Raw genomic sequence first — 19,710 nt, 5'->3', positions numbered from 1 at the left:
CGCAACATGAACACATCTGAGCCGAACTCGGCCGTTCCGTCCGAATCATCGTTGGCTCTAGCCATAGAACGGCTGGTAGCGTTCGCTTACCATAACGGACTTATCGATACATTGGATATCGAAGCGTCACGCAATGCCTTATTGGACTTGTTCCAGACGAAAGAACCCGCGGACAATGCGCTCATCGCGCCCGGCGATCTCCCGGAAAGCCCGGTGCCATTGCTTGCGCCGTTGCTCGACGCCGCGGTTGCCTTCAACTTGGTGCCGGATGATACGCTTACGTACCGCGATCTGTTCGATGCCCGCATTATGGGCTTGCTGATCCCGAGACCGTCCGAGACGGCGCGCGAATTCCGGCGTCTGACCGAGCAACATGGAGTGGCGGCGGCGACCGATTGGTTCTATAAGCTGAACATCGATTCCAATTATATTCGCATGGACAGAATTCGGAAGAACGGTTATTGGAAGCACCGTACAGAGGACGGCGAACTGGAGATTACGGTTAACCTGTCCAAGCCGGAGAAAGATCCGAAAGAAATCGCGTTGCTCAAGACGATGGCATCGAAGCGGCCGAACTATCCGAAATGCTTGTTATGCAAGGAAAACGTCGGCTATGCGGGTCGTCTTGATCATCCCGCGCGGCAGAACTTGCGCGTGCTGCCTTTGAAGCTGCGGGAGGAGTCTTGGTACTTTCAATACTCGCCTTATGTGTATTACAATGAGCACAGCATTATTTTCCGCGGCGAGCATATTCCGATGCAAATCTCGTCCGCGACGTTTAGCCGATTGTTGGATTTCGTGGAGCATTTCCCGCATTATTTCATCGGTTCGAACGCCGATCTTCCGATCGTAGGCGGTTCGATTCTCGACCACGATCACTTCCAAGGCGGACGCCATACGTTCCCGATGGAGCAGGCGAACGTTCTGGAATGGCGGACATGCGCTTTGGAACCGGATGTGAAGCTCGGAATCGTCAAATGGCCGATGTCCGTTCTGAGACTTCGTTCCTCCAATCGAAAAGCGATTCTGAGCGTCGCTACGGAAGTTCTCTCCCAATGGCGCGGTTACAGCGACCCCTCCGCCGACATTATCGCCTTCAGCGAGAATGCCGGAGCAAGGACCGAGCATAACACGATTACGCCGATCGCAAGATTCAAGGATAACGGAGAATACGAGTTGGACTTGGTGCTCCGCAACAATCGTACGAGCGCGGAACATCCGGACGGAATTTTCCATCCGCATCAAGAGCTTCATCACATAAAGAAGGAAAATATCGGGCTCATTGAAGTGATGGGCTTGGCGGTGTTGCCAGGACGGTTGCAAGCTGAGCTTGGCCTTATCGCGGATATTCTATCCGGACGAGCCTCGTATGACGAAGAGGCCCTCGAGAAGCCCGAACATCCGTTAAACAAGCATGCGGACTGGATCTGGAACCTTGTCGACCTGTACGGGACGGACGGGTCCGACGAGGCCGTGAGTTTGTTATTGCAGGCGGACGTGGGCGACAAATTCTACGCCGTATTGCAGGACGCCGGAGTGTACAAGGGGAACGAGAACGGACGCGCGGCATTCCTCAGGTTCTTGGCAACGGCAGGGCTGGCATAGGTTACAACTTACCTAATAAGAGTTCGGAGAGGGGCTCGGCGACGCAATGGCGACGATTACGATTAAGGAAGTTCAGAACGACCGGTGGGGTAATTGTTTATACCTAAGCAACGGCGAAGCGGAATTACTGGTTACGCTCGATTTCGGACCGCGAATCATTAGGCTTTCTTCCCCGGGCGGAACGAATTTGTTTTTCGAGGATACGGACAGCCGGATCGGGCAGGAGGGGGACGCCTTTGCTCCCGTCGGAGGCGGCAGGTGGAACATTTACGGCGGCCATCGGTTGTGGACGAGCCCCGAGCACATTCCGCGCACGACTTATCCGGATAACTCCCCGGTCGAATGGAAGCAAATTGGGCAATCGACGATCGTCTTGAGCGCGGTTGAAGAAACTTGGAATCAGATTACGAAACAGATCGAGATTCAGTTAGCTCCTGCGGATGCCGCGGGGATCAAGGTCGTTCACCGTATAACCAATAACGGGGCTTGGCCGATTTCCTTCGCGCCATGGGCGTTGTCCGTCATGGGCGCCGGCGGCCGCGCGGTCGTGCCGATGAACGGCTCCGCCAACGGACTAATGCCGAATAGAAGGTTCATCCTCTGGCCGTATACCCGGCTGAACGACTCCCGAGTATCCTTCTCCGAAGACGCTATATTCGTCGATCAAGGCGAAGGTCCGACTCCTTACAAGTTCGGAAGCGATAACGAAGCGGGATGGGCGGCTTACAGCAATCATGGAGATACATTCATTAAGACTTACGAGCCCGTATCGGGCGGAAGCTATCCCGATTTCGGCGTTTCCTTCGAGCTGTACACGAACAGCTTGATGCTTGAACTGGAAACTTTGGGGGAGCTTCGAGAGGTTTCTCCGGGAGAAACGGTTGAGCACGTCGAGAAATGGAAAGTCGTTCAAGGCCTGGACGTTAGGAATATCGCGCATGAGGAAGCGTTGGTTCGTCTCGCGGATCACGTCAAGAAATAAGCGGAAACGCAACCCATAACGATAACCCGCTCCGCGTATAAGACGCGGGGCGGGTTATTTTTCGTTCATTACGAGATTCTAGGGGAGGCGTCGTTCAATCGCGGTTCGCCCGTTTCCATGAGCAGTTCGATCAGGTGGCGGATGGCGGGGCTAAGCCATTTTTTCTTATGATAAATAATTTGCGTAAAGAAAGTAATGTCGGGATGAGCGAAAGGCAACTCGACGAGTTGCCCTTCCTTCAGTTCTCTCGTTACCGTAATCCGGGGAAGCAGCGCGATTCCAAGACCGTAGCCCACGAATTGTTTGATCGCTTCCATGCTGCCGAATTCATGATGAATATGGTAGCTGACCCCGTGTCTTCCGAGCAGCCTCTCTAGCGCGGCGCGATAGTTGCAATCTTGCTCCGTAGCGATCAGGAACTGGCCGTCCAGTTCCTCTAAACCGATCGGCTGCGCGGAACATAAGGGATGGCCCGGCATGGCGACAAGGACAAGCGGTTCCTTCCGTACCGTGATAACTTCGATGTCGTCGTCCTCGACCGGAAGGTCCAGGATGATGCCGATATCCATAGAGCCTGACCGGACCGCCTGCAAAATATTCGAGTCGGAATACGTGTGGGCCTGCAGGTTCATCTCGGGGAAGCATTCGGAGAATCGGCGGAATACGGGAGGCAGGAAAAACGACATAAGGGATTCGATCGATCCGATTTCCAGGAAACCTTTGGCTTGGCGCGACACGAGCTTGATCGAATCGTCGTATAAGCCGAGAATTTGTTCGAAAGTATTTTTTAGTTGTTCGCCTGCCGAAGTAAGTCTCATCGACCTGCCGTATCTCTCGAAGAGGACGACTCCGTATTCGTTTTCCAGCTTTTGAATTTGCGCCGTCACGCTGGATTGCACGTATCCGAGATTTTCCGCCGCTTTGGTGAAGCTTTGGCAGCGCGCGACCTCCAAGAACGATCTCATGTAGATGATATCCACGCTGCACAGCCCCCCTTAGCTCATCTGTCGCCAATGCTAGCTCCTAATTCCGATCACGTGCGCGAGCAGGACGATCAGCGCCGAGAAGGGCTTGATTACGCGGCTTCTTTTCCTTGCGCCTGTCATTTTGGCCAACCTAATCTCGCTTATCCGCAAATCGCTTTCCCATATTTTATAGGTTGCGTATTCGTGAATCAACATCTTTCTTCGCCTCCCGCGCTATCTTTGAAAATCATCATAACAGCGGGAAGAGAGAACGAGTTAGCGAGCCTTTTTCATCGGTGCGATCGGTTTTATCGATGGAAACGCCTCCATAACTAGGAAGATCGGGTAACGGCCGAAAAAAAAAGGCCGCCCGCCGGTCCGAGGGGACCGAACGGGCAACCTGCGAGTTGCCGTTGCTTGCGATAGCATTATGCGCGCAGCTTGCCAAGCTCCGATACTAACGCTTCAACCTCGCTGATGCTGAAGCGGTCCTTGGAACTGACCATATCGTAGATGTCTTTTAAGTCTTCATACTTTTCTGCCGTAAAGCTTGATGCTTGCATCGCCGCGCCGGTTGCCATTCTTAGCTTCGTTTTGATCGCCTCGATCATATATTCAACGTTTTGCTGCGTAGGTTGGTTCAAGTCCATTATTCGACTTCCTCTCGTGCGTAATTAGGGCTGTTTCCATTGTAACATAGGAGGAGGGCCAATCGCCGAAAAAGCTTCGGATCCCCCCGCGTAAGTGGAATTCCGCCCTCGGTAATGGTAACCTGAAAGAAACGAAGAGGCTTACGGGGGAGTACACGATGATCGACCGGAATAGGCATGTCGCCGAGTGCGTGGATGAGGCCGGTTTGCAGACGTTCATGAGCCGGATCGCGGAAGCGAATGCCTTAGAGGATATCGCGTTTCTATGTATCGGCACGGATCGCTCGACGGGAGACTGCCTCGGACCGTGGGTAGGCACGATGCTGGAAGAAAGAGGTTTCGCGAACGTCATCGGTACGTTAAGGGAACCGTGCGACGCGGACAAGCTTCCTGGGCTATTGCCGACGCTGAACCGCGCGCGAACGATAATCGCCGTGGACGCGTGCCTGGGCAAGCCTGATAACGTCGGGGCATACATGGTCAGAGAGGGGCCGCTTATTCCTGCCAGATCGGTCAATAAGGGGTTCGAACCCGTCGGATCATACAGTATAGCGGCTGTCGTTAATGCCGTGAGCTTGAAGCCCTATTGGACTTTGCAATCGACCTCGTTATATCGGGTAATGGGTATGGCCGGACAAATCGCGGATGCGATTAGTCTGCAGTGGCGCAACAACAATCGAAAGGATGGATCCATATGAACAAAATACAGCTAGCCAACGGCATGACGGTCGCATACCGGGAGGCGGGCAGCGGTCAAACGATCGTCGTACTTCACGGATTTTGCGGGGGGAGCCGGTATTGGGAAGACGCGCTTCCTTATTTGTCGGCATACGGTCGGGTTATCGCGCCGGATCTACGCGGACATGGACAATCTTCGGCGGGCGAAGGCACTTACTCGATGGAGCTTCTGGCCGACGATATCGCAGGGCTGATGGATGCGCTCGACGTGCCGAAAGCGCACCTCATCGGTCATTCCTTGGGCGGCTACGTAGCGCTTGCGTTCGCCGAGAAGCATCCGGAGAGGCTTCTATCGCTCGGACTTGCTCATTCGACTTCTTACCCGGACACGGAAGCCGCGCAAGAGAACCGTCTCAAAGCCGTCGAAACGATTAAAACTCAGGGCGTCGCCAAGTTCGTCGAGGGTCTCGTGCCGAAGCTGTTCGCTCCCGAGCATCGCGATAACCCGACCGGCCAATTGCGCAAAGCGATCGAGATCGGTTACGAGACGTCGGCCGAAGGGGCGGTCGGTTGCGCGCTTGGGATGAGGGAAAGACCGGACCGTCTTCGCATGCTGCATTCGACGGAGCTTCCGATTTTGCTCTTGGCGGGGGAGTTCGACGAAGTCATTCCGCCGGAGAAGAGATTCCCGGTCGAAGGGGACAACGTAACGGCCGTAACGCTTCCGGGCGTCGGACATATGGGAATGATGGAAGCTCCGGAACCGTTCGCTACGGCGATCGGACATTTTCTGGAGCGGAATTGGGGGACGGCGGGTGTTTGAGCGCGATTATTTAATTCGATTATTAGCGCAAGCGGGACTTGTGCTCGGCAAGGCTATGGGATTAAAGGAGCAACGGAAGCAGCAGGAAGCGTTGGACGTTCTTGACGAATTCCTTGGAAGGGAACTGAGGCTTCGTTCGCGACTCGCGATCGGTCTGTCCGACGAGGATTTGCTGTCGATGCTATCGGTAACCGGCAGTCCGAACGCTGAATCCGTGGCCATCGTGGCGGCGTTCTTGCAACGGGAAGCCGATTTGTTCGCCGATCTGGGACGGGAGGAAGACAGCGTCCCGAGATACGAGAAGGCTTTGAGGTTGCACCTGTACGCCTTGCGAAACGGAATGGAAGTGGAAGGTTGGAATACGCGCGGCAGCATAGACGAACTGCTGACGGCGTTGTCGGCATACGAGATGGATGCCTTAACGAAGAAAGCGATCTGGCCTTGGCACGAGTCGGAAGGCCGATTCGCCGACGCGGAGAACGTGCTCTACGAGCTCGGAGAAGACGAGGCCGTTGGCGCGGAAGAAGGGGACGCATTCTACGCGCGTCTGTCCGAGTTAGACGATACCGCTCTCGAGGAGGGCGGCCTTTCGCGGGAAGAAATGGAAGAAGGGCGCAAGCAATGGAGCGCTTTGATGAAGGAGAATGAACTCGCATGAACGGGAAAGCGCTACATCAGCAAGAGGAATGGCAAGCTCTGCTAGAAGAAGCCGTTCGGGAAGATCGGCTTATCCAAGCGACTTTCAGCTCCCCACGAGGCAAGGGGGACGACATATCCCGCAAGCTGACGGTTCGTCCGATTAGATTGAAAGCCGGACTATTCTATCAATTCGAGCGATATTTGAACAATAAGGCTTATCACGAGAACGTTGCCGCGGATCGCTTGAAGGAGCAACTGCAAGCGTCGATGGAAAACTATAAACAAGCATTGTTCAAAATGGCGGAAGCCGACGTTCAGGTGCTCGCGAACAAGAAAGGCGCTCTCTCCATAGTCGGGCGCAAAGCCGTGGCGAAACGGGCAGCCGAGCCCCAGACCCATAATCGGAATAAATCCTACGTGCTTCCGGACGGAGAACCCGTGCCCTTCCTTCAAGCGTTGGGCGTCATGACGCCGGAAGGCAAAGTGGTGAAGGCGAAGTACGATAAGTTCCGCCAGATCAACCGGTTCCTCGAGATGGTATCGGACGTCATCCCGGATCTGCCGCGCGGCAAACCGTTAACGATCGTGGATTTCGGTTGCGGAAAATCATATTTAACCTTCGCTTTGTATCATCTGCTGGCGATCAAAGAACGGCTTCCGGTTCGGATTATCGGACTTGATCTTAAGGCGGACGTCATCGAAGCATGCTCTAAGCTTGCGAAGCAACTCGAATGGGACGCGCTTAACTTCTCCATCGGCGACATTAACGATTATGAAGGGCAAACATCCGTAGATATGGTCGTAACGCTTCATGCTTGCGATACCGCGACCGACGCGGCATTGCTTAAGGCCATCGGATGGGGGGCCAGCGTTATTCTGTCCGTACCTTGCTGCCAACACGAGCTATTCCGACAGATTTCTCAGCCGGTGCTTAAGCCTTTGCTGAAGCACGGAATCCTCAAGGAAAGATTCTCGGCTCTCGTTACCGACGCGGTTCGAGCCAATTTATTGGAATTGGCGGGATATCGGACGCAACTGCTGGAGTTCATCGATTTGGAGCATACGCCCAAAAATATATTGATCAGAGCCGTCAAAGGCGGAAATGCGAACGAAGAGGATTTGTTGAGTGATTACGAACAATTGAGGGACTTTGTGGGAATTAACCCTTATATGGAAAAAGGATTTGATCATTTGCGTCTTAAGTCGCAATAAAATGAGTAATAAAGTCCTTAAATTTAACTAAAGATTGATAAATAATGACAACTCTGCAAAAGTAGAAGGTTGTCGGAAAAAGCAACGATATGGTAAAATCAAACATGCCTAGCCCTTTTTTTTATTATGCCCTTTTATGAAAAGGTGAATTGATTGGGATCCCAATGGACCGATTTTATTCTTTTCGTATTGCTGTTTTTTCTATTTATCTCTGTAATCGCTTTTAATCGTATAACCCAAACCCACAAAGTATATTTGGGTTTTCATTTTATTATGATGTTATGGCCTCTTGGACAGTTCGCCATCAAGATGACGGATTTTCCCGACGTGCAGCTCGTATTCATCAACATGTCGTTCGCCGCGATGGGCATGCTCGGTCCGGGCTGGTTAATCTTCGTCTTTTTCCTCACGGGTAGAGCCGCTCACTTGAAATTAAGCAGGATCATCGCCTATCTCGTTCCGGCGGGAGTGTGCGTTGCCGTCGCTATGGTGAATCCCGATCATTTATTCATGTCTCCGGTCGGGGGGAGCTATTTAACTCGCGTATATGGCCCTTTGTTCTGGTTGCTCGTACTTATCCAGTTCGCTTATTTCTTCACGGCTCTGATGAATATGTTCCATGCTCTTAAGACCGTCATTTCAATCAATCAACGGAAGCAACTGGCGACCGCCTTAATCGGAATGTTCGTATTGACGGGCTTCGGACTTTTGGACGTGCTTCTGAACGTCGTGCTCGTGAATTGGTTGCCCGTTATACCGGGTTTGCTGGCACTGGGAATTTTGCTGTCCGACGTTTGCTTCGTCATCGCCATTTACCGTTTCGGCATGTTCGATATCTTGAGCATGGCCCAAAGGGATATTTTCGAGCATATGACGACAGGCATCATCGTCCTGGACGAGAACGGCAAAGTACTTGAAGTGAATAAGGGCGCGTCTCCCTTCACGCAATCGGCCAAAGGGGAATCGTTCGAGATGGAAAAGTTCCTCGCGCCGTTGCAGGCGCAAGGAGAAGTATACGAATTCCTCTATCGATACAACCACCATCCTTACGAGAAACTGCAGCTAGAGACGTCTTTTCAGGAAAGCGCCGGACGCCATGTGTCCATTCAGATTTCTCCCGTGCTCGACGATCGCAAAACGCTGCTAGGCCGAGTTATTACGTTCCACGACGTGACGGAGCTCAGGAAGCTCGTCGTCGAAATGAACCGCAAGAACGAAGCGCTGCACGAGCGTAACCTGGAACTGATTACGATCCAAGAGGAATTGTTCCGGGTCAATCAGAAGCTTGAAACGATGGCCATTACGGACGCATTAACCGGTTGCTTTAACCGGAGATACTTAATGCAGCAATTGGAGCACGAAGTTCTGCTCAACATGAGATATCAAATTCCATTCGCTATTTTCCTTTTCGATATCGATCACTTCAAGCAAATTAACGATAAGCATGGGCATCTCGTCGGGGATGAGGTCATTAGGAGCACCGCGGATATCGTTCGGACGATGCTGAGAAGGACGGATATTTTGGCTCGTTACGGCGGCGAAGAGTTCACGATTTACTTGCCTCATACAAATCGCGAGCAAGCGGAGCTATTGGCCGAAAGAATCATGCTCGCCGTCGGCGAAAATTTAGTGGATTCAGGCTCGGAGAAGGTTAGGGTGACGATCAGCATGGGCGTACTCTCGGAGTCCAGCGAAGATCTGCGCTTCGACGATCCGAAGGAATATTTACGTGAAGTGTTCGCGAGCGCGGATTCGGCTTTGTATCAAGCGAAGAACGGCGGCCGCAATCGCGTCGTCATGGCAAGATAATCTATCGTTGCCTCCCGATTTGATAGAAAAGAGATTACCGGGCACGATTCAATATGGTATAATTTATCCGTAGATCTTTCGATTTCGATAAAGGCAAACTTGCTGAAAAGCAAGGACGCAAAGCCACAGGGTCTAATGTTCATTCGAACGATGACAGCCTGGCTGCCGAAGGTCCCTCTGCGGATTGAATAAGGCGAAACAGGCTGCTTCCTTAAGGGAGTTGCCTTTTTTTTATTGTAATACGGGTTAGAACTTTGAGAGGTGGTTTGGCGGGAATGACGCAAATGGGAGACAACAAAAGCGCTAGAGTCGATTCGGACAAAGAACTGCTTCCGTTAAATGTGCTGCTTCACTGCCGAACCGTCGTCGAAGGCAAGAACTTCGTTACAACGGGAGTCATGACCCATGTCGAAGGAGAGCTCTTCGAAGTCGAGCTTCCCGAATTCGAGCAATTCGAACTCGGAGAAACGGTTAAGCTGACGGTCTATTCCCCCGCGGGCATTCAGATGATGCCATCGATCGTTTTCGCGAAATACGAAGGTGCGATCGCGTTGCTGCAGCCGCCGGACGTCCAGAAGCGGTTCAAGGAAAGACGCGAGCATCCGAGGGTAGAAATAAGCGGGAACGCGCAAATCGTTCAAATCTTAAAAGCTACGGGCGAGGAGCTTGCGCCGGAATCGATGTCGGAGCTAACGATACATGACATCAGCATATCGGGAATCAGCTTTTCGGGCTTGGATGCCCCTCATTTCGCGACGAACTCGCGGCTGAAAGCGAAAGTGGAAATCGGCTTCGGCTTTAACTGCGAGCTTGAGATCGTGCGTCGCGAACGCCAGGAGGACCGTATGCATTGCGGAGCTATCATGCAAGTTCTGGAGCCGGAAATGTTACGCCCTTTACGTGCGCTAATCCTGCGCCAGCAAGTCGAGAAGCATGCCCAGGCGCGGAGGGATTTGGGGAAAAGACGGACGTTTAACGGTTGATTATGTACGATCTGTCCGCTGCCGGCCGGGATTTCATGATACAATGAGTCCCGTCGGCAGCCCCGCGATAGAGTATCGTTCGACGGACAGGCCATCGGGGTCTGTCTTTTTTCGTAGTCTCCGGTTAGAGGAGTTATTCCCGTGAACAAATCGGCAGGTTTCAAATCTGTTTTCTCGGCGCTAATAGCAATAGGAGTATTCGCCGTCCTAGGCGGGACGGCTTTTCGTTATGGCATGTTTTTCGACGAGGATTACTATAAGCTGGAGATGCTGTTATATAGCACGGTTATTGCGTGGTTAATCTATCGGACGCTACGCGGGAACCGATCTCGAAGCATCTGGATGTATGCATGGCTTCCGCTAGGCATGTGCGTCTTGTACGGCGTGGAATTGGCGTTGGGACCTGCTTCCGTCAAAGGGACGCAAGACGCGGTTTTGCGTTGGCTTAGTTACGGTTGTTGGACATTACTCTTGTCCGAGCTTTGGGGGAACGAGAAGCGCCGGGTATGGGGCTGGCTTGCCATACAGGCAACAGGAGCGACGCTTGTGATCGGAGGGTGGCTGGGCTGGTTCGGTTGGATTTCGTTTACGGATATCGTGCTGCGGTTCGACGATGTGGAATTGTCCGCGACGGGCGCGAGGTTAGCCGGATTCCTGCAATACCCGAACGCCTACGGGGCCGTATTGGCCGCATTTTTGATTATGCAGTTGCAAGGAGCGGGAAAATCGAAGCCGCGGATGATTCGTTGGATTGCGGCGATGACTGCGATCCCTTACGGCGGCGCGCTGTTGCTGACGGAATCGAGAGGGGCGATTATCGTGTTCGCCGCGGGCTGCGCGCTGGCCTATGCGCTGGCGGGCAGTCGTTCGGAACGGCACGCGCTATTGCTTTCGGGAGGGATTACGGCGATCGGCGCGGCAATCGTCGCGAAAGTTTCTTGGCATTGGATGCGATCGGTCGGCGAAGAGAGCGCGGGGAAGGCGACTTGGGGGGACTGGGAATGTTGGCTCGGGCTGGGGATCATGATCGTGGGCGCGATCGTTCTGTTTCTCATTAGCAGTCCGAGGGCTCAAGGACGAAGAGAGATTCCTTGGCTCGCGGCGGTAACGGGAACGATTCTCGCAGGCTGGGCCGCGTTCGATAACGCGGGCGCCAGAATCGCCGGACATTACGGCACGGTCGCTTCCCGAGGACTGTTCTATAAAGATGCATGGACGATGTTCCGCGATTCGCCATTGTTCGGTTACGGCGGGAAGAGCTGGCGCGCGTTGCTCGGCTTGTACCAAAGCCAGCCTTACGTCGGCAACGAGGTTCATAGCGGTTATTTTGAAATTTTGCTCGATACGGGTTTGGTCGGCGCAGCGTTGATGCTTTTCATGTTGATCGTTTATATGCGAGGCTTGTGGAGGTATCGAAAGCAGGCAATCGTCCCGGCGGCCGTATTGATCGCGCACGCCGCGATAGATTTCGATTGGTCCTATGCATTCGTATGGCTGCTATTATTGGCATGGCTGATGTTGCATCAATTACCGCGGCAAGCAGCGGAAGCGCAATCCGGAGATGAGCTGAAGAGAGCGCCGGCGGCTTTGCTGCCGATTCGCCGTCAAGCCGCGGCGCTGCTGCTGATCGCGATCGCAGCAGCAGGTACTTGGGCGGCGTGGCGCTCGGACGCCGCCGCCCAAGATCGCGCAGCCGCTGCGGCGGCCGCGCCCGCCGCGCGCGAAGAGAAGCTGCGCGCGGCGCTGGAGGCGAATCCCGCGTGGACGCGGATTCGCCTGGAGCTAGCGCCCCTCCTGCCGCTGCAGGAGAGGGCGGCCATGCTGGAGGCGGGGCTGCGGTACGAGCCGCAAGCCCCGCAATTGCACTTGCAGCTCGGCATGGCTTATGCCGAGCTGGGGAAAGCGGCGCAAGCGCGCGATCGCTTGCGCGAGGCGGCGCGGCTGGAGCGCTTCAGCCGCGAAGGGCAGAGCGGCTCCGTCGCCGCGTTGGCGAACTTGGCGGCCAGGCTCCGGGACGACGGGGACCGCCCCGGAGCGGAAACCGCGGCGGAGGCGGCGGTAGCGATGTTCGAGCGGTATCGGATGCTTGTACGCGAGGTCGCCGAGATGCCGCATCCCGCCAACGGCAAGCAGTTCGGCATGACCGTCGCGGCGAAGCTGAATGCCGCCAAGAGTTTGTTGTTGCTTGCGCGCGTAGAAGAAGGAAAGAAGATATTGCTCGAGGTTATCGAAGAGGGAGACGACGATTGGAAGGAAGAGGCGCGGAAGCTGCTGGAGAGTTTGCCGGAACGGTAGAGAGCCGGTCGCTTCGCGGATCCGTCGGATATGGCGGCGTGGAAACGTTCGAAATCATCGGCTATTCCGCCCGCCAACATCCATTTCGAAATGAATCGCCACCTTAACGATAACGAAAAGAGGCCGCGAATCGCGGTCTCTTTTTGGCTTTGCAGCCGGTCCTGTTATTTAACCGCCGAAAGCGTCCCTGAACGCCTGCATGAGCCTCGTTCTGTCCACGTTCCAGAGAGTCGCGATATCCTCGCTGACCGCCTCGTCCCACCAATCGGCCAAAGCCTTGCGATTGCTGCGGTTTTCGTTGATCCACATCAAGTTCCCAATCACCCGTTTTACGTAAAGCTCTTCGGCCTGTTCGACCAGAGCGGCGGGGATGTGCTGTTTCAGTCTTTTGACGGTGCGGTAGAGCTCTTTGCCGCATGCCCTGCGTATGGTGCGAGGGGAAGGCAGAGGAGAAGAAGTATGCTTCTCCTGGAACATCTTCATCGGGCTTCACCCAACCTCTCTTTCCATACCCTATGCAAGGAGGAAAGATCAGGTCACAGCCTTATTGGACGAAGAGATAACCGACCATCGGGCCGCCGTCTTGCGGGTTGTCGTGCGTCTGGCAGAGAATCGTGTAGACGCCGGCTTCTTTAGGCGTAAACTTGACGACCGTCGTTTTGCCTTTGTGTATGACCGCGGAAATGTTCAAGCCTTCGATGACGAATGGATGAGACTGACCGTTCACTCCGGAAATGCGCAGCTCCACGGGTTGGTTTTTCTTGGCGTAAACGGAGCTTGGACTGAACTGGTACGACTCGATTTGCTTGCCGTTATCGAGCTTCGCCGTGAATTCGCCCGTTACCATCTGCAAAATTTGCGTAGACGAGTCGCCCGCCGTTGCGACCGTAGGTTTCGTTTGCTGCCACCCAATATAAGCTCCTGCGAGAATGACGACTGCCGCGATCACCGTGTACAACTGGATCTTTTTCCTGTTCAAAATAACGATTTTGCTCATTCCGCTCTCTCCTCTTCAACTTTGTCCACCTATCGCAGTGTATGCGGAGGCCAGTCCCCTCATGACAAGCCTTCCCCGAATAATTCAGTTCCCGTAAAACTGGAAGACGGAAGCCGCGATATGCTAGAATAGAGACGGTTATTAAGGGGAGAAAGCAGGTTGGAATGATGATGGATACGTTGCACGAATGGTTAAACCAGGCGCTTGTATGGATCGAGAGCTTAGGGTACTGGGGCATCATTATCGGCCTCGCGATCGAAGTCATTCCGAGCGAGATCGTCCTAGGCTACGCGGGGTATTTGGTATTCAAGGGCAACGTTTCTTTCCCGATGGCGGTAATGTGCGGGGTGATCGGAGCGATATTGCAGCAATGGTTGCTTTACGCGATCGGCCGCTACGGGGGCAGACCGTTCTTGGACAAGTTCGGAAAGTACTTGCATTTGAAGCCCAAACATATCGATATCGCGGAAAAATGGTTCGAGAAATACGGCCCGATGATCGTGTTTACGGGTCGCTTCGTCCCGGTCATGAGGCAGGTCGTGTCCATTCCGGCCGGCATGGCGCGCATGAGCTTGACCAAGTTCACTTGGTTGACGGTGCTCGCGTCCATTCCATGGTCGATTCTGTTCGTCTGGCTCGGCAAGAAGCTCGGCGACAATTGGGAGGACATCAAGGGTGAGGCATCGAAATACGTTCAGCCGATCATCCTGGTCGCGATCGCTTTGCTCGTCGTCTACTTCCTGTATCAATATTTGCGCAAGAGAGGCAAGAGCATCTAAAATAAAAGCAACGTTCGAGTAGGAGAGGGGATTGCGCAATGAGTCAATTAATCGCCAGCAAGCTGAATAAAGGAATCTCGCCGGAGCGATTTTTCGAGGGGATGACCAAAAACCAAGACACCTTCAAGTCCTGGTCCGACCGTTTCGAGTGGAACGACGCCGAACTTGAGGAATTTTACGACTCGTTGAACAACCGGGACGATCTTCGTTGCCTGATCCTGGCCGCCGATTGGTGCGGAGACGTCGTTCGCAACGTGCCCGTCGTCTTCCAAGCGATGAGCAAAGCGGGCATTCCGACCGAAGTGTTGATCATGGAAGAAAACCTGGACCTGATGGACCAGCATCTGACGATGGGCGGACGCGCGATTCCGGTCGTTTTGTTCACGGACACCGGCGGGCATTTGTTAGGCAAATGGGGAGCTCGTCCTAAGTACGTGCAAGAAGTCATGAACGCCTTCAAAGCCGAGAACCCTGACCGCGAAGCACCGGACTATCAAGAAAAAATCATGGTTGCCCGCCAAGAAATGATGCGCCGTTACGGCGAAGATACGGGTTACCAGACGATTATCCTGCAGGAAATCCGCGACATTCTGTCCGGAGTATGAGGTCGATCAAGCGATGCTAACCTTTCAGAAATACGCTCTCGGCGCGCTTCAGACGAACGCGTACGTCGTCGTGAATTCCGAGCGCACGCATGCCGTCGTCATCGATCCGGGTACGGCGGACGGCGCGCTCATGCGCAAGCTCGACGGCTTGAAGGTCGAAGCGATCCTGCTGACGCATGCGCACTTCGATCATATCGGAGGCGTGGACGCGCTTCGTCGAAAGTACGGATGCCCCGTATACATTCACTCGGCCGAGAAAGATTGGCTGACCGACGCCGCCAAGAACGGTTCGCTAAGGTGGTCCGACGTCACGCCCGCGATCGTCACCGACCCTCCCGAGCACCTGTTGGCCGACGGCCAGTCGTTGCAACTCGTCGGGGAGACGTTTCTTGTTAAGCATACGCCGGGACATTCTCCGGGGAGCGTGAGTTTTCTCGTCGGAGATCTGTTGTTCGCCGGAGATGCTTTGTTCCGTCGCTCGATCGGCAGGACGGATCTGCCCGGCGGCAACCAGGATCAGCTCGCACGTTCGATCCGGGAGAAGTTATACGTGCTGCCGGATGAAGTGCTCGTGCTTCCGGGGCACGGGCCGGAAACGACGATTGGGGAAGAACGCAAGGAAAACCCCTTCGTGAGATAATGGATAGTATTGTTGAAAAATGTAAAATAATGCTTTACACTCGCTTTACCATTTGTTATAGTGAGCCTAGTTAAAGTCATAGTTGCATTACGATCTGCGAAGCACGCAGGCGTCGGAGGGAAACCTCCAGCGTCTGCGTTTTTTTATTTCCCGGGGAAAGAAGGGATGTCATGAATAGACGCAGACAGACGGCGATCAGCTTGGCGGCTGCACTGCTATCGGGATTGCTCGTCTACGGGGTGTACTTGCTCCAATTGAAACAGATTCACCTTCAAGAGACGGAGGAGGTCGTCGTCGCCAAGCAATTCGTCGAGACCGGCACTAAGCTTCGCCCGGAGCATCTGACGAAGCTGGCATTGCCTCGTTCTGCGATATCGCCAGGGATGATGACGGAGCTTTCCGAAGCGGTCGGCATGGAAACTTCCGTACCTCTCGGGAGCAACGAGCCGTTGCTCAGATGGAAAGTGGACAAATACCGGTTGCTGCCTCACGAGGGGCAGTCGACGTTTCAAATTCCGCGCGAATATGTCAAGTCGATATCGAACGGAATTCGTGCTGGTGACGAGGTCGTCGTGTACTTGTCTGATGCAGGGACAACCTCCCGCAGACTGTTCGAGGATCCGATTCGGGTGGCGGGAGTTAAGACCGCGGCGAATCTCGAGATCGATAATCCCAAAAATCCGAACCTGCTGTCGATGGCTAGCGACGACAAGGAAGCGATGTACGCTTCGAGGCGGGATGCCAACGGGACGATCGATACGATCAATTTGAATTTATCGGAAGAGCAATGGTTATCGCTGGACTCCGCTTGCAAGGGCGGCACGGCGAAGCTGATCGTCGCTTTCCGAGCATCATCGATCAAGGAGGATGAACGATAATGTCCGGGAAATTGGCGGCTTTTGCAGGATCTACGCCGAACATCGGCACTTCGGTGACCGCGTTCGGCACCGCATACCGGATCGCCGCGCTCACCGGGCTCAAGGTCGGGTATCTCTGCCTCAACTTGAAGAGCGCGAAGACTCATTTGTACTTGGGAGTGGACAAGCCCGACGTTACTTTGGAGGGCGTGAGGCCGGAGCTGAGAGCAGGTACGCTGTCCGGAGACAAATTGCGGCAGTATGCCTTCCGTTCTCCGAAGCTGGGAGGATTGCACGTTCTGTTCGGCAATATGGCGAGGGAGCAAGCGGAGTATTACGAGCCGGAGGATATGCAACGGTTGCTGGCGGCATCGCGAGAAGCGTTCGACCTGACGGTGGCGGACGTTAGCGCTTATTGGGACAACGCGGCGACGGTGTGCGCGATGAGGGAGGCGGATGACCGTTTCCTGGTGACGACCGACAGCTTAAGTCATTTTCAAGAGGATATCCATCGTTGGACCGGCCAGGTCGGTTCGCAGTTCGGAATGTCGCCGGGGCAGTTTCAATTGGTACTTCTGCAACGAAACCATCGAATGACGGGAGGATTTCGAATGAAAGAGATTCGCAAAGAAACCGGCTGCGCCGATTATACGGAGCTGCGGCTATTGGAAAGCGTGCACCTCCAGTTGGATAGCGGCAGATTAGACGAGTGGCTGGCCGCGGAAGCACGGAATTCGGAAGCCTTCGACCCGATTGCCGGTCCGCTTCTGAAGCGGCTGAATTGGCAGCAAAGGCTGCAGAAGACGGATAGGCCTTGGCTGCGCAGGCTGATGGTGCACAGGCGGAGGCACCTATGAGCATGCATGCCGCGCGTTTCTCCGCGACCGCCTACGCTGCGAAGCTATCGCTCAAAGCGGAGACGATTCCCGGCGAGCGGACGAACGGGATATCGGATTCGAGCCTTCTGGCTTATACGGAAGAGGTACGGCATATGCTGGCGACTCCTCGCGGCTGGAGCGAGGAAGAGCGTCGTCGTTACGCCGAGAAGCTTAACCGCGCGATCATCGGATTTCCGCAGGAACGCGCGGAGATGCTGGCGATTATCTCGGATTGGATTATCAAGAAACGACTTCAACACTTGTCGTTCGGCAATGTTCCCTACGGGTCTTTGGCAGAAGCTTTATTCGCGGAAGTTATCGGCATGAACGTCCTCGAGCTCGTGTTGAGAAATCGCGAAGGGTTGGAGGAAGTACAAGTCGTAGGTACGCGTATTTTCGAGGTGCGAGACGGCAAAGCTGCGGCATCTCCTTACCGCTTCCAAGAGCTAAGCCATGTGGAACGAATACAGCAGAACCTCGTTCTCTTTAACAACGACAGGATCAATCCGCGCAAGAGATGGGCGGAGGTGCTTTTACTGGATGGCTCCCGCGTCACGTTAACGGGCTTCGGTTTTACCGCGCAGCCGACATTGACGATTCGTCTCTATACCGTGAAGAGGTTTAGTTTGGAGACGTTATGTCGGCCGGAGTATCGGACGATGGACGATCGCGTTCGGGAATTGCTGCTGGTCATCGTGCGAAGCCGATTGAACATGGTCGTCATCGGCGCGACGAATACCGGCAAAACCCACCTCATCAAAGCGCTCATCTCGGCGATGCCGGACGAAGAGCGGATCGTCACGATCGAGAGCCGATACGAGCTAATGCTGGCCAGGGATTTCCCGGATAAGAACGTCGTAGAATACGAATCCGACGAGGACGATCCCTTGCATGGACCGCGCCAAGCCTTCAAGCTGGCCCTCAGACAATCTCCTCAACGGATCTGTCATGCGGAGATTAGGGACGAGGACGCGAACATCTATGTTCGGGCTTGTACCCGCGGACATGAAGGCAGTATCACGTCCGTGCATGCCAATGGACTGGAGGATGTCCCGGATACGATTACGGATATGTGCATGTTGGATGGACGGGGAATGAACCCGGTGTCGATGCTTCGGCGCATTGCCGAGCACGTCACGCATATCGGCTTCGAAATGAGGATGATCGACGGAATAAGAAAGCTTGCCAGAGTCGGGGAGTTTGAATGGAGAGAGGGCGAAGTGAAAGTTCGCGATCTGGTCCGTTATGACGAAGGAGAAGGGCAATGGTCTTTCCCTGAATCGTTCTCGGATAAGGCTTGGGCCAAGATTCGCGCATCGGATCGGGAAGGTTATCGGGCTCTAATCGCGGAATTCGGAAAAGGGGGCGTTTCGGCATGTTAAAGCTGGCAATCGGCTCCATTCTAGCCGCGCTATTTATTCTGATCTATGCGAGCTTGCGAATTGGAATATCGTCTTGGTGGGATCAACAATCTCGCAAACGTCGCCTATTCGTTTATAAGACGTCTTCCAAGCGCCCCGAACGTGAAACGCATTGGTTTCGATTCAACGCCGCGTTTCGCCATATCTCCGATTTGCTGTCTGCTTTGCGTTGGAGGATGAAACCTCATGCATTCGCGGTCATTTCATTGACGATGGGGTTGCTGGGAATCGCTTGCGGGGTGCTTGTCTTCCACTCTCTGCGTTCCGTCTTCTTGCTAACGTTCATTTTGGCGTGCTTGCCTTATTCGCTGCTCCGAATGTCGCTGATCAACCGGCAGATGGCGACAAGACTCGAATTTCTTCCGGCGGTGGAGCTGTTCTATCAGAGTTATCTCGTTACCGGATGCAGGCATATTCGAATCGCCTTGCAGAAGACGATCGAGGAACGAAGGCTGCCCGGCGAAGTGCAAGCCGTGTTCGATCAGCTTTATCGGAATCTATCCGTGAAGGGCGACGACGAGGGGAGTTTGCGCCGATTTTCTCTCTCTTTCGGCAACATGTGGGCCGACTATTTCGGCAACATACTGAAGGTTGCGTTGGAGGAAGGGAACAACGTCTCGGACAACCTGAAGGAGCTAATCGGGGACATGCGCAAAGCTCAGCTCGCTAGCCAAATGGAACGTCACCGTCTGCTGGAAATCCGAATGGCCAATTTCGCCCCTGTCGTATTCCTGGCGTTGTTCGTAGGCGTAAACGTCAGATTGAATCCGGAAGGGAGTTATGCCTATTACGTACAAGATCCGGGAGGTAGAAGCATGCTGCTGAACGCCATCGTGTTATTATTCGCATCGTTAATGATGGGACTCTATTTATCCCGGAGGAAATTATAGAG

At 54.2% G+C, this 19,710-nt stretch carries 21 protein-coding genes and 1 riboswitch; of the genes, 16 read left to right on the top strand and 5 right to left on the bottom strand.

All coding sequences use genetic code 11. The annotated features are described in order from the left end of the window. The first annotated feature begins 6 nt into the window (after positions 1-6). Positions 7-1,605, top strand: a complete 1,599-nt coding sequence (locus D7Z26_RS25085) for a UDP-glucose--hexose-1-phosphate uridylyltransferase (RefSeq protein ID WP_120979780.1) — start codon at positions 7-9, stop codon at positions 1,603-1,605. 46 nt (positions 1,606-1,651) lie between these two features. Next, positions 1,652-2,587, top strand: coding sequence for a hypothetical protein (locus D7Z26_RS25080; protein WP_120979779.1), 936 nt, complete (start codon positions 1,652-1,654; stop codon positions 2,585-2,587). A gap of 68 nt (positions 2,588-2,655) precedes the next feature. Here D7Z26_RS25080 and D7Z26_RS25075 read toward each other — a convergent pair whose 3' ends face one another. The 3 genes from D7Z26_RS25075 to D7Z26_RS25070 form a co-directional block, all read right to left on the bottom strand. Beyond that, complete coding sequence (locus tag D7Z26_RS25075; RefSeq protein WP_120979778.1) at positions 2,656-3,567, bottom strand: LysR family transcriptional regulator; 912 nt, start codon at positions 3,565-3,567, stop codon at positions 2,656-2,658. Positions 3,568-3,603: 36 nt separating this feature from the next. Further along, positions 3,604-3,768 (bottom strand): hypothetical protein, encoded by a 165-nt coding sequence (locus tag D7Z26_RS27380; protein ID WP_158602438.1) that lies wholly within the window; start codon positions 3,766-3,768, stop codon positions 3,604-3,606. 212 nt (positions 3,769-3,980) lie between these two features. Next, positions 3,981-4,202, bottom strand: a complete 222-nt coding sequence (locus D7Z26_RS25070) for a DUF1128 domain-containing protein (RefSeq protein ID WP_120979777.1) — start codon at positions 4,200-4,202, stop codon at positions 3,981-3,983. Positions 4,203-4,360: 158 nt separating this feature from the next. Between D7Z26_RS25070 and yyaC the strand changes: the two genes are divergently transcribed. From yyaC to D7Z26_RS25035, 7 genes are all read left to right on the top strand, one after another. Continuing rightward, entirely contained in the window at positions 4,361-4,900 is a 540-nt protein-coding gene (yyaC, locus tag D7Z26_RS25065) for a spore protease YyaC (RefSeq protein WP_120979776.1), read from the top strand. Further along, positions 4,897-5,703 (top strand): alpha/beta fold hydrolase, encoded by an 807-nt coding sequence (locus D7Z26_RS25060; protein WP_120979775.1) that lies wholly within the window; start codon positions 4,897-4,899, stop codon positions 5,701-5,703. The genes yyaC and D7Z26_RS25060 overlap by 4 nt, the downstream gene beginning before the upstream one ends. Next, positions 5,696-6,361 (top strand): DUF6483 family protein, encoded by a 666-nt coding sequence (locus D7Z26_RS25055; RefSeq protein WP_120979774.1) that lies wholly within the window; start codon positions 5,696-5,698, stop codon positions 6,359-6,361. Before D7Z26_RS25060 ends, D7Z26_RS25055 begins: the two co-directional genes overlap by 8 nt. After that, positions 6,358-7,554: a class I SAM-dependent methyltransferase gene (locus D7Z26_RS25050; RefSeq protein ID WP_120979773.1), complete on the top strand. Its 1,197-nt coding sequence runs from the start codon at positions 6,358-6,360 to the stop codon at positions 7,552-7,554. Before D7Z26_RS25055 ends, D7Z26_RS25050 begins: the two co-directional genes overlap by 4 nt. Before the next feature lie 153 nt (positions 7,555-7,707). Continuing rightward, the gene (locus tag D7Z26_RS25045; protein WP_120979772.1) at positions 7,708-9,363 is read left to right on the top strand and encodes a histidine kinase N-terminal 7TM domain-containing diguanylate cyclase; all 1,656 of its coding nucleotides are present in this window, start codon (positions 7,708-7,710) and stop codon (positions 9,361-9,363) included. 82 nt (positions 9,364-9,445) lie between these two features. Further along, positions 9,446-9,533: riboswitch (cyclic di-GMP riboswitch) on the top strand. Positions 9,534-9,638: 105 nt separating this feature from the next. Continuing rightward, on the top strand, positions 9,639-10,346 hold the full coding sequence (locus D7Z26_RS25040; protein WP_120979771.1) for a PilZ domain-containing protein: 708 nt from the start codon (positions 9,639-9,641) through the stop codon (positions 10,344-10,346). Positions 10,347-10,487: 141 nt separating this feature from the next. Next, positions 10,488-12,641, top strand: a complete 2,154-nt coding sequence (locus D7Z26_RS25035) for an O-antigen ligase family protein (RefSeq protein ID WP_120979770.1) — start codon at positions 10,488-10,490, stop codon at positions 12,639-12,641. Positions 12,642-12,809: 168 nt separating this feature from the next. On the opposite strand, the gene D7Z26_RS25030 is transcribed toward D7Z26_RS25035, so the two are convergent. Beyond that, on the bottom strand, positions 12,810-13,124 hold the full coding sequence (locus tag D7Z26_RS25030) for a dehydrogenase (protein WP_120979769.1): 315 nt from the start codon (positions 13,122-13,124) through the stop codon (positions 12,810-12,812). Between the two features lie 61 nt (positions 13,125-13,185). Further along, on the bottom strand, positions 13,186-13,638 hold the full coding sequence (locus D7Z26_RS25025; RefSeq protein ID WP_120979768.1) for a cupredoxin domain-containing protein: 453 nt from the start codon (positions 13,636-13,638) through the stop codon (positions 13,186-13,188). Between the two features lie 167 nt (positions 13,639-13,805). Here D7Z26_RS25025 and D7Z26_RS25020 point away from each other — a divergent pair, with 167 nt between their 5' ends. From D7Z26_RS25020 to D7Z26_RS24990, 7 genes are all read left to right on the top strand, one after another. Then, positions 13,806-14,417 carry a DedA family protein gene (locus tag D7Z26_RS25020; protein WP_120979835.1) on the top strand — a complete coding sequence of 204 codons (612 nt, stop codon included), beginning with the start codon at positions 13,806-13,808 and terminating at the stop codon, positions 14,415-14,417. Between the two features lie 38 nt (positions 14,418-14,455). Then, positions 14,456-15,022: a thioredoxin family protein gene (locus D7Z26_RS25015; protein ID WP_120979767.1), complete on the top strand. Its 567-nt coding sequence runs from the start codon at positions 14,456-14,458 to the stop codon at positions 15,020-15,022. A gap of 13 nt (positions 15,023-15,035) precedes the next feature. Next, positions 15,036-15,662: an MBL fold metallo-hydrolase gene (locus tag D7Z26_RS25010; protein WP_120979766.1), complete on the top strand. Its 627-nt coding sequence runs from the start codon at positions 15,036-15,038 to the stop codon at positions 15,660-15,662. 170 nt (positions 15,663-15,832) lie between these two features. Beyond that, on the top strand, positions 15,833-16,540 hold the full coding sequence (locus tag D7Z26_RS25005) for an SAF domain-containing protein (protein WP_120979765.1): 708 nt from the start codon (positions 15,833-15,835) through the stop codon (positions 16,538-16,540). Next, positions 16,540-17,376 carry a P-loop NTPase family protein gene (locus tag D7Z26_RS25000; protein ID WP_120979764.1) on the top strand — a complete coding sequence of 279 codons (837 nt, stop codon included), beginning with the start codon at positions 16,540-16,542 and terminating at the stop codon, positions 17,374-17,376. The genes D7Z26_RS25005 and D7Z26_RS25000 overlap by 1 nt, the downstream gene beginning before the upstream one ends. Next, entirely contained in the window at positions 17,373-18,779 is a 1,407-nt protein-coding gene (locus D7Z26_RS24995) for an ATPase, T2SS/T4P/T4SS family (RefSeq protein WP_120979763.1), read from the top strand. Before D7Z26_RS25000 ends, D7Z26_RS24995 begins: the two co-directional genes overlap by 4 nt. Continuing rightward, positions 18,773-19,708, top strand: coding sequence for a hypothetical protein (locus D7Z26_RS24990; protein WP_120979762.1), 936 nt, complete (start codon positions 18,773-18,775; stop codon positions 19,706-19,708). The genes D7Z26_RS24995 and D7Z26_RS24990 overlap by 7 nt, the downstream gene beginning before the upstream one ends. The last annotated feature ends 2 nt before the right edge of the window (positions 19,709-19,710 follow it).

Origin of the sequence: Cohnella endophytica, from assembly GCF_003628305.1 — a bacterium.
Taxonomy (GTDB): Bacteria; Bacillota; Bacilli; order Paenibacillales; family Paenibacillaceae; genus Cohnella; species Cohnella endophytica.
This window is presented reverse-complemented; position numbering and strand designations above follow the sequence as displayed.